9 protein-coding genes are annotated in these 17179 nt (G+C 35.7%); 8 read left to right on the top strand and 1 reads right to left on the bottom strand.

Annotated elements, in window-relative coordinates:
* Positions 1–50: 50 nt before the first annotated feature.
* The 8 genes from ALGA_RS03865 to ALGA_RS03830 all read left to right on the top strand — a co-directional run bounded on the left by ALGA_RS03865 (position 51) and on the right by ALGA_RS03830 (position 16659).
* Positions 51–3758: a SusC/RagA family TonB-linked outer membrane protein gene (locus tag ALGA_RS03865; RefSeq protein ID WP_096428080.1), complete on the top strand. Its 3708-nt coding sequence runs from the start codon at positions 51–53 to the stop codon at positions 3756–3758.
* An 11-nt stretch (positions 3759–3769) separates the two neighbouring features.
* Positions 3770–5245 carry a RagB/SusD family nutrient uptake outer membrane protein gene (locus ALGA_RS03860; protein WP_096428079.1) on the top strand — a complete coding sequence of 492 codons (1476 nt, stop codon included), beginning with the start codon at positions 3770–3772 and terminating at the stop codon, positions 5243–5245.
* Positions 5246–5262: 17 nt separating this feature from the next.
* Positions 5263–6168, top strand: a complete 906-nt coding sequence (locus tag ALGA_RS03855; protein ID WP_096428078.1) for a substrate import-associated zinc metallohydrolase lipoprotein — start codon at positions 5263–5265, stop codon at positions 6166–6168.
* A gap of 97 nt (positions 6169–6265) precedes the next feature.
* Positions 6266–7534 carry a DUF4302 domain-containing protein gene (locus ALGA_RS03850; protein WP_096428077.1) on the top strand — a complete coding sequence of 423 codons (1269 nt, stop codon included), beginning with the start codon at positions 6266–6268 and terminating at the stop codon, positions 7532–7534.
* An 828-nt stretch (positions 7535–8362) separates the two neighbouring features.
* Positions 8363–10915 carry an NACHT domain-containing protein gene (locus ALGA_RS03845; protein ID WP_096428076.1) on the top strand — a complete coding sequence of 851 codons (2553 nt, stop codon included), beginning with the start codon at positions 8363–8365 and terminating at the stop codon, positions 10913–10915.
* Between the two features lie 184 nt (positions 10916–11099).
* Positions 11100–15104, top strand: a complete 4005-nt coding sequence (locus tag ALGA_RS03840; RefSeq protein ID WP_096428075.1) for a tetratricopeptide repeat protein — start codon at positions 11100–11102, stop codon at positions 15102–15104.
* Between the two features lie 40 nt (positions 15105–15144).
* Positions 15145–16377 carry a nucleoside recognition domain-containing protein gene (locus ALGA_RS03835; protein WP_096428074.1) on the top strand — a complete coding sequence of 411 codons (1233 nt, stop codon included), beginning with the start codon at positions 15145–15147 and terminating at the stop codon, positions 16375–16377.
* Between the two features lie 75 nt (positions 16378–16452).
* The gene (locus ALGA_RS03830; RefSeq protein WP_173803989.1) at positions 16453–16659 is read left to right on the top strand and encodes an RNA-binding S4 domain-containing protein; all 207 of its coding nucleotides are present in this window, start codon (positions 16453–16455) and stop codon (positions 16657–16659) included.
* 89 nt (positions 16660–16748) lie between these two features.
* Here ALGA_RS03830 and ALGA_RS03825 read toward each other — a convergent pair whose 3' ends face one another.
* Positions 16749–17132 (bottom strand): SRPBCC domain-containing protein, encoded by a 384-nt coding sequence (locus ALGA_RS03825; protein WP_096428073.1) that lies wholly within the window; start codon positions 17130–17132, stop codon positions 16749–16751.
* Positions 17133–17179 lie beyond the last annotated feature (47 nt).

Below are 17179 nucleotides of genomic sequence, written 5' to 3'. Positions count from 1 at the left end.
CATTTCTTTTTGAGGAGAAATGTAGTACTAACCAAATCACATTCAAAATTATGAAAAAAAATCGGGAAAAGTCTTTTCTGCAGAAAAGAAAACCATTTCTTGCAAAAAGACTCTTGCTTTTGTTTCTTGTTGTTAATGTCTTTAGTTTTCAGGGCTTAGCAAATCTTCAGGGCGAAATTCTGGAGTTGGAAATGACAGGAGGTTCATTAGTTGAGGTTTTCGCAAAAGTTAAGGCGAAAACCAATTACACATTTCTTTATAATGTTGATGACATTAAAGATGTGAATGACGTGACTATAAGTGCTTCACCCAAAAGCGTAAAAACAATTTTAACAGATTGCTTGAAAAATACAGGACTTACCTACGAAATTCGAGACGAGGTTATTATTATTAAGCCAGTCGCTAAACCAACTCCTGCTAGGAAGGAAACAAAAGCGGTTCAAGAGGAAAAAAAAGTGAGCGGTGCTGTAACTGATAATACAGGAGTTGGATTACCAGGTGTTTCTGTTTTTATTAAGGGTACCAGCATCGGAACTACTACAAATATTGACGGAAAATACAACATTCAATTGCCGGATGGTTCGAAGGATATTTTGGTTTTCTCTTTTATTGGAATGGATACCCAGGAAATCACTGTTATAAATCAGAAAGTAATAGATGTTGTTCTTGCTGCCGGTTCTGAACAAATTGACGAGGTGGTTGTGACCGGATATCAGAAAATTGATAGAAAGCTATTTATTGGAGCAGCAACAAAGCTAGAGATGGCGGACGTGAAACTGTCAAGTGAATCTGATATTTCAAAATCTCTGGAAGGACAGGTTGCTGGTGTATCAGTACAAAATGTATCCAGTACTTTTGGTTCAGCGCCAAAAATTAGAGTTCGTGGAGCCTCTTCATTATACGGGAACCAGAAACCACTTTGGGTAATTGACGGTATTGTGTTGGAAGACGCTGTTAACGTTTCAATGGATGATTTAAATTCCGGAGATCTATCTACGATTATCAGTTCGGGTGTGGCTGGATTAAATATGGATGATATAGAATCATTTCAAATATTGAAAGATGTATCGGCGACTGCACTTTATGGAGCACGTGCAATGAATGGTGTTATTGTAATTACTACAAAAGAGGGTAAGAAAGGCGATATTAACATTAACTATTCAATGGGGCTTACCTTAAAACCAAGACCTTCTTATGACGATTACAATATCATGAATTCTAAGGATCAGATGTCTGTTAATCGTGAATTGTATGAAAAAGGCTGGACAAATATTGCCAAAACCCAATTTGCTTCCAAACACGGTGCTTATGGAAAAATGTTTGATAAGATTAGCCGTAATGAAATTGACTGGGCAAGCAATAATGACGGAATAAATTCTTTTTTAAGAAAATACGAAACAGCCAATACAAATTGGTTCGATGAGTTATTTCAAACAGGAGTGCAACAGCAGCACACTCTAAGTATTTCCGGTGGTGGGAAAAAATCTACATTTTACACTTCGGTTGGGTATTTAGACGATAGTGGTTGGACTATTGCTGATAATGTAAAAAGATACACAACTTTATTAAAAGGAACTTACCATATTACTGATAAGTTTACAGTTACAGCTTCCTCCAATATGTCTTTCCGTGATCAGGAATTATCTGGTGTTACCAACAGTAAGGAAGATGGAGGACAGAAGGTTAATCGATATACGGGAAGAGTTCAAAGAGATTTCGATAACAACCCATTCATGTATGCCATGACTACCAGTCGAAATATTCGTGCCAGGGATGAAAATGGAGATTTGGAATATTTCAGAAGAAATTATGCCGATTACAACGTGATTGACGAATTAGGTAAGAATAAAACGGGTGTAAAGGTCAAAGACATGTCCTTTTCAACTGATTTTAATTACGAAATACGCAAGAATTTAATCTTGTCATCGAGAGTGTCAGCACGTTATTATAATGCCGAAACTGTTCGTAAGATACATGAAAACTCCAATGAAGCCAATGCTTACCGTGCTGGAACACGTCCTGGTGATTCTGAAGTATTAAGAGATGCGAACCCCTTACTTTACGAAAGACCAGGAAGTACTACTGGTATACTGCATAGTATCTTACCTGAAGGGGGTATTTATGAAGTCCGTAATAACAATATGGAGAACTACTACTTTAATGGTTCTATCAATTGGAACCCTAGAGTTGGCGAAGACCATATGTTTACATTCTTAGGCGGGTCTGAAGTTAGATACATTGATAGGGCTTTTAATTGGAATAAGGGTTATGGACACTTTTATGATATGGGGAACATTTCAAAACCATCTCCTAATTATATTGAATATCTGTCGATGGGACTCGGCGCTCAGCCGGAAGACAATACCTATTTTGGTAAAGAAGAAACTTATGATCGTTTTGTAGCCTACTATTTAAACTATGGCTACTCTTATAAAGGAAAATATACGATTAACGGAACTGTAAGATACGATGGATCGAATCGTTTGGGAAAATCGAATACTGCCCGATGGACACCAACCTGGAATATTGGTGGAAAGTGGAGAATGAAAGAAGAAGGGTTTTTAAGCGAAACAGATTGGTTAAATCAATTTGATATCAGATCATCATATGGTTTGAACGGTTCACTTGGAAGTGCTTCGAATGCGACACTGTTAGCCTATTCTTCTGCAACACAACGACCATTCCAGCCCAGCGCTTCTCAATTACAAATCGGAATAAACGCCCTTGGGAACAACGACTTAAGCTGGGAGAAGCAATACGAATTTAATATTGGTGCCGATTTTGCAATTTTCAACAATAGAATTGCCGGGGAATTCAATTATTATAATCGAAAAGGTTTTGACTTAATTGGAGAATATATTGGTAACGGAGTTGGTGGAGAACGCAGCAAATGGGGAAATGTAGCCGAAAAGGATGCCTATGGATATGAGCTTTCGTTAAATTTAGTTCCAATTAAATCAAAGGATTTCAAGTGGAATTTAAATTTTAACTACTCTTATAACAAGAGTGAAATTACCAAGTTATTATCGACTCAATGGTTTGCCGAAGCAACCAGTGTCTTTGGCGTACCCGTAATGGGCGATGCAGTAAGAGGGATTTATTCTTCTCGATTTGCAGGTCTTGACAATAGAGGAATTCCTACTTTTTACGATAGAAATGACGAGAAAGTCCATTATTTAAATGTTCAAACAGCTGACTACAGCGACTTTACCTATTCAGGAAATATTGAGCCTACTACAAATGTGGGTATCTCAAATCGGTTTTCATACAAAGGTATCAGCCTGTCGGTATTGGTTAGCGGACAATTTGGTCATAAAAAACGTGTGATGCAGGACTTTAGCTATAAATACACCGATGCGCAGGCTTTATCATCACACCTGAAAAACAGATGGAGGGTTAGCGGTGACGAAAATAAAACCAATATCCCGGCTATTCTGGATGCTGATGTGATGAACAGGACAGGTAATAGCGAGATAGCAACAGCTTACAAATTGTTTGGCATGTCGGACTATTGGATTGCTGATGCTTCGTTCTTAAGACTTAAGAACATTTCTTTATCATACCAATTACCAAATAAGTGGGTGACTAAATTTGGACTGAAACGTGCCCGCATTAGTACGCAGGCTACAAATGTTGGTTTGTTATGGTTAGCCGATAAAGAGAAATTAAATGGTGAAGATCCTGAGTTTGTTTGGTCGGGAGGTACCACCATGCCAATTTCAAAACAATTTACTTTCACACTTAATGTTGGCTTTTAAAAAATTGAATCATGAGAAAATATAAAATTTATAATTCAATCCTATTATTAGCATTGTTTTTAGTTAATGTAGGGTGCAGTGATCTATTGGATGAATCTCCTGATGAACGTTTGGAGGTGAATTCTTTGGATAAAGTCTCAGCTACTTTAATAGGAGCCTATCAAAACGACAGAGGATACAGGTTTACTCATTTTTGTACCGATAATGTTACCTTGACACAAAATGTATTTGACAATCATCCGATTATTGAGGATTTGTACAGCTGGAGCAGAAACTTCCGCAACCAAACACATCAGGATTCACCCAGTGCATTTTGGGTTGCCTCTTACGGTTCTATAGCCAATGTTAATCTTGCCTTGGAATCGCTGGATAAATTGACAATAAACTCAGAAATGCAGGCGCAAGCCGATGCAATTAAAGGCGAAGCCCTTATCATGCGTTCGTATTGTCATTTTATGTTGGTCAACCTTTTTGCCAAGCATTACGACCAAACAAGCGCTTCTTCCGATTTGGGTGTACCCTATGTTACCGAAGTTGAGGATGAGTTGATTGTTGATTATGAGAGAGGAAACGTAGAAGACGTTTACAATAAGGCTGAAAAGGATTTATTGGAAGGAATAGCACTACTGGAAAAGGATAGTAGGGAAGTAAACAAAAACAAATATCGCTTTACATACCCATCCGTTTACCTTTATGCCTCCCGTTTCTATAATTACCGTAACCGCGATGAAGCGGATGTAACACAAACACTGGCTTATGCAAACAAGGCTATAGAAGCTTTTGGTGGTGCAGATGTTATGAGAGCCTGGAGCGAATATGGCTCAGATAATAATGGTCCAATTGATATTGACCAACAGGAAGTTGGTTTTGTACAAACATCATCTACCTGGACATCATTTAACTGGACATACCAGATGACCAGTGATATTAACTCATCTGAATTATCGAAAAACCCATTCAATAAAAAAGACGAACGGGTGAGTGGTGGCTACAAAAGATCGGGTAATATCTTTACCCCTACAGGCTTTTTTGTTTATGTTCCGGGTTATTCAGAACAGACAGCAAGTGATATCTTCCCTATAGCTGAAGCGATACTGAATGTTGCTGAAGCATCAATCAGATTAGGTGATTATGTAAAGGCTAAGGAGATGTTGGAGATCATTGGTTTACATACATATAGTATGGATGCAGATCTAGATGAAAATCCAAGAGGACCCTATGATCCGGCAGCACTAACTACAGATAAGCTAAAAAGCTTTTATGGGCTTGAAAATGACAAACAGGCCTGGACTGAATATCTTTTATTCGAAAGACGTAATATGTTTTTACTGCGTGGATTCCGTTGGTTCGACATCAAGCGATATGCATTGGATGTGGAACACCTGTTGGAAGACGGAACTACAGTGAAATTATCAGATGTGGCTCCCGATAAAGATTTCCAGATTCCAGTTTTTGCAATCGATGCGGGAATGCAAGCAAATCAATAACCTATAAAATTACGAAAATGAAATATTTAAAATATTTTGGTTTGTTAGTCATGATCGGTCTATTCGTAGCCTGTTCGGATGATGATGAAACATTAATACCTTCAGATCAGGATCTGTTTCCTGCTAAAACCAATTCTGAAATAGATCTAAAATTGAGAGAACTGTTTTCTCCCTATAATACCATTGTGGAATACAGATATATCAAAAACTTTTTGGATGACGAATGGTATTCCATTACACCTGCAAAGGAAGAATTGGTTGTTCCCATGGGAAATTTCCTGATTGATTTCTGGGTGAATCCACTGAAAGTTGGATCATCTGCAGACTTTGTAGCTGCGAATTTTCCTAAAAAAATTATCCTGGTAGGATCAGCAGCCTATCAACTTAATGGTTCCAGAGTTCTTGGACAAGCAGAGGCGGGTACACTGATTCGTTATACAGAAGTAAATGATTTTGATTTAAGCAATTCTGTTTGGCTAACTACACAATTAAACACTGCCTTTCACGAGTATGCTCACATTCTGCATCAGACATTTAAAATGCCTGACCAGTACCGGAAAGTGACGCCTGACAGCTATACCAAAAATGGATGGAGGGCTGTCTCACAAAGCAATGCCATAGAGCGAGGCATGGTTAGCCCATATGCGACCAATAGTGTTGCGGATGATTTTGCTGAATTATTTTCACGCTACATTACTCATAATGACACTATGCTTGAAGCTTTATTATATGATGAGCTGATAAACACCGATTCTGATAAGGGGACTGTAACTGATCCGGAAGAATTTTTAGGCATCGTAAAACGTAACGAAGGACGTGCATTCATTCGTACCAAATTGGGTATTATGAAGAAATTTTTGTCTTCGGTTGGTTTCGATTTAGAGAAGGTGCGTGAAGCGGCACAGGCTAAAATAAATGAATAATGGTTTGTGAATTAGTTTATTATTAATAAATGTCAATACCACAAAGCATATAAGATGTTCTTGTATGCTTTAGTGGAAGACATCTAAAAAGATAAAAATGAAAAAAATATTATTATTCATATCCATACTTTCCCTTGCACTTAGTTCGTGCGAAAAAGAGGATGTTGACGAGATATTCAATCAATCTCCCGAGCAGAGAGTCAGCGAACAACTGAATGCCGTTCGTACCGATTTGAAGAGCAATGAAATGGGCTGGCTTACAACTTATACTTGCGACGAAGGCGCTAGGGAATTGGTTCTGGTAATCAAATTTATAGATGATAACAGAGCTGAAATCAGTGCACCAGGGTATGACATGAAACAGGAATCCGGTTATGTTCTAAATTACACACAACAAGTAGACTTGGTTTTTGACACCCACAGTTTCCTTGCACTATTGGTTGATCTAAAATGGAAAGCCGATTTCCGATGGGAGTTGGATAAGCAGGAAGATGGTCAGTATTTCTTTAAGAGCGTAGGTGGTCAGAGTGAAGGTGAAAGCGAGCTGAATATGGTTAAAGCAACACCTGAAAAATTGCAATTAGCAATGGAGATTCAGGCATTTAAAGCGAAGATGAGGGCAAATGATAATATCTCATATTTTAGGGTCTTAGAGTTGAATTCAGGAGAAAGGTATGATTATTCGTTCATTGATAACAAAGTTATATTTGAAAAGCCAATCGAAGAATCGGTGATTCGTTTTGAATCTGAAATTACAATTAAAGATAATAGCTTTGTCCTTACAACGCCTTTACTTGTAGATGGCAAATCAATATCTGAGTTTGAATATGATGAAGCCACTGGAAACTTCAAAATAATTAACAGCGATGACGTAGAGGGGGGAATAAATTTTGTGAATTCACCTGCGATATACCCACAAGCGTATATGGAAATAGGAACTAATGTGACAGATTTAAGATTCTACCCGTGGCATTCATCAGATTCAAGTAGTGAAAATTTCCAATCTTTCTTTACTAATACCCAGGAATCATTAGCGGCATCTGGTTATGAATTTGAGTCCTTCCGAATCCAATGGGGATATGCAGGCAAATACAATCTTGTGTGGGCTACTATAGATGGTGAAGATGAATATTTCATGTTTGATATGGTCCAAAAAGATGGTAAAATAATTTTTGAGCTAACTGGCTACAGTATTGAAGATGAAAACCTAATTAATGGTTTAATGCCATTTATAAACTTCTTCTTCTACGAAGAGGGTTTTTATGTGAAATTCAACGGGAACTTCAAACAATACAGTAACCTTACATATCTATTAATTAGCGCTAAAAATGCTTCATTCGGGATTAATTTTATTGAGTGGGGATAGAAGACGTTTGAAAATACCACTATAACTTAATTTTAAATATAGTTGTTGTATAATAAAAGGGGAGCTTACTGTAGTTTGTAAGCTCCCTGTTTTGCCGCAAAATCGGAACTGTACTCAAATAAGTTCTGAAAGCAGAGACAAAATCTAAATGTAGTTTTTGTATGTAGTTGTTATAGTAAAGGAGATCACAATTTATTTTGTGGTCTCTTTTTGTTTTACGCCTACCAATATGAATGTGTCATGAGTTGAGTGTTTTAAATCAATCCTGCAAAACGTTTTATACCAAATTGTTTTGATTTTAAAATTGTATAAGCTCACAACCGACCGCTTATCTATTACTAGGTGGTCGGTGAATCAGTCTTTTGTAAAAATAGAATTGCACAGATACACTTGATTGTTCCGATAAGGATATTAAAATACAGAGTGAGAAAATTTCATATATTATGAGCTCATTGGTCTTAATATGTGATGACTTCAATACAGGTGCATGCACAACTAGAGCTCAAGATCAAAAGCTATAAAAAATCAGATCCTGTCGAACTTAAGTTTGACAGGATCTGATAATAATTTGTAACGCTTATTTATGACTAGTCAAGAAGTTTTTTATTGCAACTACTAGTTTTGTAAGATGTGAAGTTTACTGATTTGACCAGTTTTATGGATGTAATTGCCTTTTTGACCGTTTGTTGAATCACGCTATTATGAGCTGAAACAACGCAGATATAAATTTATTGTCCCTGAAGATAAAATGTGGATTGTCCCGATGAGATTTCTTACCTACATTCATCCGAAATTTGATCGAAATCACTACCACAAACTACTACGACAATGATTGAACGACTAAAATCGGAAGTTTTAAAGAAGTTTGGTTCAGAGCTAATGTATACGAAAGCTTGTCGTGTTTTAGCTGATGAAATTTGTACTGAGACAGGATTTCGAGTAAGCACTACGACCATTCGCCGAATTTTTGGGTTCTTAAAAACGAGCGCTACACCTGCAAAATTCACTTTAAGTACGCTTGCTATTTATGTTGGCTATGCAACTTGGGAGGAGTTTTGCACATCACAGGGTGATGCTATAAAAGCTCCCAATAAGCAGAAAAGAAATTGGAATGACCTGTATGAAAAATCCCTTGAAATCAGTAAGGAAACTTATAAGTTAGTTATTGGACAGTCTGGAATTCCATTTCACTCAGTAGTTAGCCGATCGCATGCGGAAGAACGAATTACTTGTTTTTTAAACTCATCAAAAATGGCAACAGGTTTTGTTGCCCCAGGAGGTTTCGGTAAATCCAGCATGTTAGCCAAGTGGTTTGAGAAAAATTGGATCAGAAAGCAATCTGATGATGTCATTTTATTTTTGAATGCATCATTCATGCTAAGTTTTTTAAATAAGGATTTTAGATTGGATCGTTGGATTCAAGATCAATTAGATTTTGCACAGACCGATACTTTGAAATATTTCCTTAAAAATCCGCAGGATTGTGAAGCTCGTATAATATTTGCTATTGATGCACTCGATGAAATTACATACGATAATGTGAAATTAGAAAGGTTGTTTCTTCAGTTAAAACAGTTCATATCAAGTTATAAGGATTCAGGTAAAATTAAATTAATAATAACTTCTCGTTGCTCAACTTGGGAGAAATTTGCCTTGCCTTTCGTAATTAAAGGAAATGCCATTCAAAATAGTTGGTACGAATTGGGTTTGAAAGTCGATTCTCAAGATCATCAGAATTTATATCCACTATCAAATGATGAAATCCAACACGTTATTGATGGCACAATAAATAATAATTTTTCATCTAAATTGTCGGTTAATGAATTATCCTTCCAACAAAAGAAAATGATTTCGAATCCTTTCTTTTTGGAATTATTTATCAAACTATATACTCCGAATAAACACTATGGTCATTATAATGAACAAGAATTGCTGAATGAATTTTTGCGAAATAAGGTGTTTTATTCTAGATTTTCAGAAGAGAAGATGGATATTTTGCATGGTGTTTTGAAATTGATGGAGCATGGAAAAAGTGGAACTGCGGCAAAGAAAATGGAATTGCGTGATGTATTTCCAATCCATCTGAAAACTGCCGGAAATTATTTTAATGCCTACGAGGAATTGATTTCATATGGTTTGTTAACCGAATTTATCACCATAAACGAACACAATACTTATTGTAAGTATGTGAAAATTACCAGCGATCAGTTATTTGAGACATTGATAGGTATGGATATTGTGCAGCAGAATGGAGGAGTAGATTTTAAATTGATTCAAACTGTTGAAGAGGAGTATTCTGGTTTTGAGATTAAAAATAGACTAATTAGCTTTTTGTATACAACAGCTTTCTATAATGGCAAACATTTAGAATTAAAAAACTTTTTTCAATTAAGTGACGAAACACTTTCAGATCGTGACGTGATTGATACGGTACTTAATTCAGCTATCTATTCCGATGATCAGCAAATAAGGTTGATGGAGCATTTTGTAACTCAGGAAAGAGCTGAAAAGTATTTGTTCCGTGATTTTCCTGATATCTACAATGTTGGTAGAGGGGATCGGATTATTTTGGAAATATTTGCAAGAAAAGGAAGATCTAAAAGTGTACGAATAAAATCACTTTCAGTATTGTTGTTGGACTCTGTATTCACTCTGAATCTAGAGAATACTGCGCAATATTATCAGGATTTAAATGCGGAAGAGATAGATTCGTCATGCACCAGCTTTGATATTTCAATAAGGCTTGGAAGTATTTTAATCTATAATCATTTCATTGATAAGGAATCTAATGAGATCGAAATTTTAAAGATGTTTTACTATAGGGAGATGGCTTATAAGCAGACAGGTGAGTATTGCCGATCCCTGAATGGTGAATTTGAGCTTATTCTTTGTTTGGTATTGATTTATATGAAATCCTTTCATAAGGTTCTGCAATTAATTGATGATGTTGAGCATTTGTACAAAACTGACAAATCAAAAAAATCAAATCTGAATTACTGTATTTTGCAATGCTATAAATTATCGGCACAGCATAGTTTAGGAATGGAAATGAGCAAAACTCAAGTTGAATTTTTAAAGTCTTGCGAAAGCGAAATCTCCGCATCAAAAAATTATTTCTTGCAAATATTTTACCATTCATTTCTAAGTTCTGTGCAGTTTGCAGAAGGGAATCGCACTCAGGTGGAAAGACATTTTAATGAAGCTCTGGAACTTTGTGAGAATGCCAACTTCGGATTGTGTTCTTCAGGCATCTTAAAGAAAATGGCAAAATACTATAATGAATGGGGGGAGAAAACAAAAGAAAGCATTTGTTTATCTGAGGAAAAGGAAATTTTAAAAAATGTAATCTCAATATTCGATACTGAAACTCTTTTTGTTTAGATGTAAAGAAAAATATTTAATAAAGCTATTTGTATCTGCAAATAGCTTTATTTTATTTATAATCCTGTGTTTTCATTTCAAAATTTTAACTTTACAAATATTGCATTAGATTTTATTAATTTTAAAAGAGAGGCGACTGATAGGTCTATTTTCTTTTGTGGTAAAATAAAAGTATTTTTTTGATATGAGTAATTCTTCAAGCTTTCAATTAGTAAGAGTTTTTTCAATATTCTTATTTTTCCTGTTTTTTATTCCTGATTTTGCAATTGGGCAAAATAAATATTCTGTTTTTGGAAAAGTGAAGATTGAAAATGGAGATATTGAGAATACCCGGATAACCATATTGAAAAATGCGGAGAAAATGGAATCGGGATTTGTTGATAATAGTGGCAAATTTGAATATAATCTGGATTTTGGAAATGAATATATTTTTGAATTTTCAAAAGATGGATTTGTTACAAAAAGAGTAAGTGTTTCAACTTTTGTCCCTCTGGATGTACTAAGCAGGGATAATCAATTTCCACCCTTTAAATTTATGGTTTCTTTATTTCCAGCATACGAGGGACTTGATCTTTCTGTTTTTAATCAACCGATGGGAATGATCATGTATAATAAGGAATTAGATGACTTTGATTATGACCGTGATTATGATGCTCAAATTAGAGATGCAATAAAAAAAGCAGAAGAAGAAGCCAGAAGAAGAGCTGCTGAGTTAGAGGCTCAAAGACTGGCAAAAGAAAGAGATTATAAGGCCGCAGTGCAAAGAGGAGATATTAATTTTAATGCAAGAAAATACGACCTGTCAAAAGTAGGTTATAACGAGGCGTTAACAATTATGCCGAAAGAGGAGTATCCTAAAACTCAATTGCAGAAAATTGATGATTTGATTGGACAGGAACTTGCTAATACTGAAGAAAAAGCTCGTTTGGAAGCAGAAAAAAAAGCATTGGATGAAAAATATAAAATTTTAATCAGTCAGGCTGATAATCAATTTACGTCCAAAGATTATGAGCTTTCTAAAACTAGTTATACAGATGCTTTAGTTGTAAAACCAAATGAAGCATATCCTACGAATCGAATTCAGGAAATTGATAAATTAGTAGCTGAGCAATTAAAATTAGCCTCACAAAAGAAAGCTTTGAATGAGAAATATGCATCAATAATCACACTGGCAGATTCACAATTCTCATCTGGCGATTATCAGTCATCTAAAGCCAGTTATTCGGATGCTTTGAATCTAAAGGCATCAGAAGGATATCCGAAAACTCAAATTCAAAAGATTGATGAGATCTTGTCTACCCAGCAAGAAGAGGCTGATGAAGCAACGCGATTGGCTTCTCAGAAAAAAGCATTGGATGAAAAATACGCATCGATTGTTAAATTAGCCGATTCACAATTTTCATCAGGAGATTATCCATCATCGAAAACCAGTTATTCTGATGCTTTAAGTCTGAAAACTGAGGAGGTTTACCCAAAGGCACAAATTCAAAAGATTGATGAGATTTTAGCTAGTCAGCAAGCAGAAGCAGATAATGAGGCTCGTTTGGCTGCCGAGAAAAAGGCTTTGAATGAAAAGTTTGCTGCTATTATTACTTTGGCAGATTCACAATTTTCATCTGGCGATTATCAGTCATCTAAAACCAGTTATTCAGACGCCTTGAATCTAAAGGCAGCGGAAGCATATCCAAAATCTCAAATTCAAAAGATTGATGAGATCTTGTCTAGTCAGCAAGCAGATGCTGATGAAGCAACTCGATTGGCTTCTCTGAAGAAAGCATTAAATGAGAAATATGCTTCAATTATTAAATTAGCCGATTCACAATTCTCATCAGGAGATTATCCATCATCGAAAACCAGTTATTCAGATGCTTTAAGTCTAAAAGCTGAGGGAGTATATCCAAAATCTCAAATTCAGAAGATTGATGAGATCTTGTCTAGACAGCAAGCAGAGGCTGATGAAGCAACACGATTGGCTTCTCTGAAGAAAGCATTAAATGACAAATATGCTTCGATTGTTAAATTAGCCGATTCACAATTCTCATCTGGTGATTATCAGTCATCTAAAACCAGTTATTCAGATGCTTTAAGTCTAAAAGCTGAGGAAGCATATCCGAAATCTCAAATTCAAAAGATTGATGAGATCTTGGCTAATCAGCAAGCTGATGCAGATAATGCTGCACGTTTGGTTGCCGAGAAAAAAGCCTTGGATGAAAAATATAACGCTATAGTTAAGTTGGCTGATTCTCAATTCTCCACGGAAGAGTATGAATCGTCTAAAAGTAATTATACGGAAGCATTAACTCTAAAGGCTACTGAAGCATATCCAAAATCTCAAATTCAAAAGATTGATGGAATAATGGCTAATCAGCAAGCTGATGCAGATAATGCTGCACGTTTGGCAGCAGCGAGAAAAGCTTTGGATGAAAAATATAAAGCCGCAATTAAGTTGGCTGATTCTCAATTCACATTAGAAGAGTATGAATCATCTAAAAGTAATTATACAGAAGCATTGAGTCTGAAGGCTAGTGAAGCATATCCAAAATCTCAAATTCAAAAGATTGATAAATTACTGGCTAATCAGCAAGCTGAAGCTAATGAAGCAACTCGATTAGCTGCTCAACAAAAAGCTTTGGAGGATAAATATGCTTCCATTATTTCATTAGCTGATTCTCAGTTTTCAACGGGAGATTATCAGTCGTCTCGAACAAGTTATACCGATGCCTTGGAATTAAAGGCTAAAGAATCTTATCCAAAATCTCAAATTCAGAAAATTGATGATATTTTTTCTGAACAAACGCGATTGGCTGAAGAACAGGCTAAATTAGCCTTGGAGAAAAAAGGATTGAATGAGAAATACAATGCATTTATTGCTTTAGCAGATTCTCAGTTTTCTTCAAAGACTTATGAGTCAGCAAGAAAGAATTATACTTCAGCTCTACAAATCAGGAATGAAGAGAGCTATCCCAAAACTCAGATTCAGAAGATTGATGAAATTGTAAATCAGTTAAAAGCTGAGGCTGATGAAGAAGCCAGAATAGCTGAGGCATTGCGGGCTACGGAAAAAGAGTACAGTAATTATAGAGCTCTTGCTGATAAGTATTACGAAGGCAAAAGATGGCAGTCGGCAATAAACGAATATGAAAAGGCTCAAAAGGTAAAACCACAAGAAGTTTATCCGCCTAACCAGATAGAAGAAATTAAATTGATCTTGAGTGAATTGGAGAAGTTGGAAGAGGAGAAGGCAACCACGCAATATCAGTACAAGGCATTGATAGAGGAAGCAGATCAATTTTTCAACAAGGAAGAGTATGCATTTGCAATCGGAAAATATCAACGAGCTTTGGATTTAAAACCAGCAGAATCGTATCCTAAAAATCAGATAACAAGAATTGACGTTTTATTGGAACGACTAGCATTAGCAGATCGAAAGCAAAAAGAAATTGATCAAAAATATGGCGAAGAACTGGAAGCCGGAGATAAATTTCTTAGGGAAGAGCAATTTAGTGTAGCGCGTTATCATTTCAACGCTGCTTTGTCTATAAAGCCAAAAGAGGAATATCCTAAAGAAAAGTTGGCGGAAATTGCAAAACGAGTGGAGGCATTAAAATTATCTGATGAGGAGGTTCTCGCCAATAATCCGACTAATTTTGAAGCTAAATTGTCTATTGCCAAGGAACGTGAATATGCATCAATAATTGCGAGCGGCGATGAGTCATTTAAAGCATCGCATTATACTGTCGCTATAGTGATGTATGAAAGAGCACTTGACTTGTTTAACAGAGAATATCCTAAAAATAAACTCAAGGAAATTGATAAGTTGATAAGAGAAGGTAAGAATTCTGAACTAATAGAGGAATATCGTAAGTTAATTGCACGTGGAGATAAGGCGTTAACCAATAAGAACTATTCTGTTGCGAAATTCTATTATCAGCAAGCGAAAGAATTAGAGACTTCTGATAAATATCCAGATGCACAGTTGGATGAAATTGAAGAATTAATAAATTCGAGAAAGAATCAAAAGCTTGAGCTTGAGTATGAAAGTGCAATTCATAAGGCCGATAGTGCATACGATAAGGGAAATTATTCAGTTGCCCGATTTTATTATAAGAAAGCTGAAAATTTAAAGTCGAATGAATCTTATCCGGAAGAAAGATTAAAATTGATACAAGAGAACCAAAACAAGAAGTGATATTATTATTATGCTCTAAAAAAATATTAAAATAAGTTATATGGCCTTAAATTACCTTTGGATTTTCTTTTTCGTTGTTGCTTTTGTTGTTGGATTATTCAAGTTGATTTTCTTTGGCGATATGGAAGTATTCCCAAATATGGTGAATGCCACATTCGATATGGCTAAAACGGGATTTGATATTTCTCTTGGTTTAACTGGAGTACTAACCTTGTGGTTGGGAATTATGAAGATCGGAGAAAATGGGGGAATTGTAAAAGTTTTTTCCCGTTTGATTGGTCCTTTTTTCAACAAGTTGTTTCCTGAAATACCTAAAGGACACGCAGCACATGGTTCGATAATGATGAATTTAGCCGCTAACATGCTTGGTTTGGATAATGCTGCTACGCCTTTAGGATTAAAGGCTATGAAGGAAATGCAGTCGGTTAATCCTACGAAGGATGTTGCTTCCAATGCACAAATCATGTTTTTGGTGCTGAATACTTCTGGATTAACGATTATTCCAATATCCATTATGGTTTATCGAGCGCAGTTGGGAGCCGTAAATCCTTCTGATATATTTATTCCAATTTTATTGGCAACGTATTTTTCAACCATAGCCGGTTTAGTAAGTGTTGCTATTGTTCAAAAAATTAATCTTTTCGATAAGGTTGTGTTGGCCTACTTAGGTGGGTTAACGGCTTTTATTATTGGTTTGATTGTTTACTTCTCGACCTTAGAGAAGGATCAAATCACTCAAATATCCACGGTAGTTAGCAATGTGTTTTTGTTTTCCATTATCATTGCATTTATTCTTATGGCAGCGCAGAAAAAGGTGAATGTTTACGAGAGTTTTATTGATGGAGCGAAAGAAGGCTTTGCTATTGCCGTAAAAATAATTCCCTACCTGGTTGCTATATTAGTTGCGATTGGTGTTTTTAGAGCATCAGGAACTATGGATTTGGTGATTGAAGGAGCACGAAGATTTTGTCTTTATATTGGTGTAAACTCAGATTTTGTAGAAGCATTGCCTACAGCATTAATGAAACCATTAAGTGGAAGTGGTGCCAGAGGAATGATGGTAGATGCTATGCAAACACATGGTGCAGATAGTTTCGTTGGTAAATTGGCCTCAACACTGCAGGGAGCGACCGATACTACTTTTTATATCATCGCCGTATATTTTGGAGCTGTAGGAATTAAGAATACCCGATATGCTGTTACTTGTGGCTTGATTGCTGATTTTGCTGGAATTATTGCAGCAATTGCAATTGCTTATCTATTCTTTCATTAATCCATTATAAATTCAATACAGATCGGTATAAGACGTAAAAAGCATTACTTTTGACGTTAAAATAAGGAGATAGATATGATTAAATTTAAAATTGAGACTGAATATATTGAGTTAATAAAGCTGATTAAAGCAACTAGCATCAGTGAAAGTGGAGCTCAGGCTAAGATTTTTGTTGAAGATGGAATTGTATTTCGAAATGGAGAAGTGGAATTGCGTAAAAGAGCAAAAATACGGCCAGGTGATAAAATTGAAATTTTCGATGAAGTGATTATCGTAGAATAAGCTTACTATATTGTATACTGCATAAAAAATCAGCAAGTAGATTAATTCTGCTTGCTGATTTTTTTTATCCTAAAGTGAAGATTTTCTTTCTAATAAAACTCCAGAAAGTTTTTTAACGATCCTAAGTAGTATTCTTCCCAACCAACAACAATTTCATCATAGGCTTCATCAGGGATGTTGGTGTGAGTCAGCTCTAGTCGAGTTTTCGAACCTGCTTTTTTAATAAGCAAACTAACAATTGATGGATTTTCAGTTTCTCCAAAAAACCATTCCTGTACAATTTTGTAATCCTTAATGATCTCAATATTGCAACCAGTAATATCTCCTTCCCAAAGTGAGAATATTGTTCCTGGGTTTTCGTCCATTACAGCAGGATAACCAGTCCAAAGTTCAATTTGAAAAGAATTGGTTAGGGCATTATATACTTCTTCCTGCGAGGAATTGATTTCTAGGCTAAATGTGAATTCTTTCATATCATGTTATATTTCTGTCTCAAAATTAACCTGAATAATAAGAATTT

The organism is Labilibaculum antarcticum (assembly GCF_002356295.1).
Lineage (GTDB): Bacteria > Bacteroidota > Bacteroidia > Bacteroidales > Marinifilaceae > Labilibaculum > Labilibaculum antarcticum.
Note: the sequence above shows the minus strand (reverse complement) of the source record. Positions and strands in the feature narration are given on the sequence as shown.

Excerpts from the sequence above, each read along its gene's own strand:
- ALGA_RS03845 (WP_096428076.1), top strand. The coding sequence starts at position 8,363 with ATGATTGAACGACTAAAATCGGAAGTTTTAAAGAAGTTTGGTTCAGAG.
- ALGA_RS03840 (WP_096428075.1), top strand. The coding sequence starts at position 11,100 with ATGAGTAATTCTTCAAGCTTTCAATTAGTAAGAGTTTTTTCAATATTC.
- ALGA_RS03830 (WP_173803989.1), top strand. The coding sequence starts at position 16,453 with ATGATTAAATTTAAAATTGAGACTGAATATATTGAGTTAATAAAGCTG.
- ALGA_RS03860 (WP_096428079.1), top strand. The coding sequence starts at position 3,770 with ATGAGAAAATATAAAATTTATAATTCAATCCTATTATTAGCATTGTTT.
- ALGA_RS03855 (WP_096428078.1), top strand. The coding sequence starts at position 5,263 with ATGAAATATTTAAAATATTTTGGTTTGTTAGTCATGATCGGTCTATTC.
- ALGA_RS03850 (WP_096428077.1), top strand. The coding sequence starts at position 6,266 with ATGAAAAAAATATTATTATTCATATCCATACTTTCCCTTGCACTTAGT.
- ALGA_RS03835 (WP_096428074.1), top strand. The coding sequence starts at position 15,145 with ATGGCCTTAAATTACCTTTGGATTTTCTTTTTCGTTGTTGCTTTTGTT.
- ALGA_RS03865 (WP_096428080.1), top strand. The coding sequence starts at position 51 with ATGAAAAAAAATCGGGAAAAGTCTTTTCTGCAGAAAAGAAAACCATTT.
- ALGA_RS03825 (WP_096428073.1), bottom strand. The coding sequence starts at position 17,132 with ATGAAAGAATTCACATTTAGCCTAGAAATCAATTCCTCGCAGGAAGAA.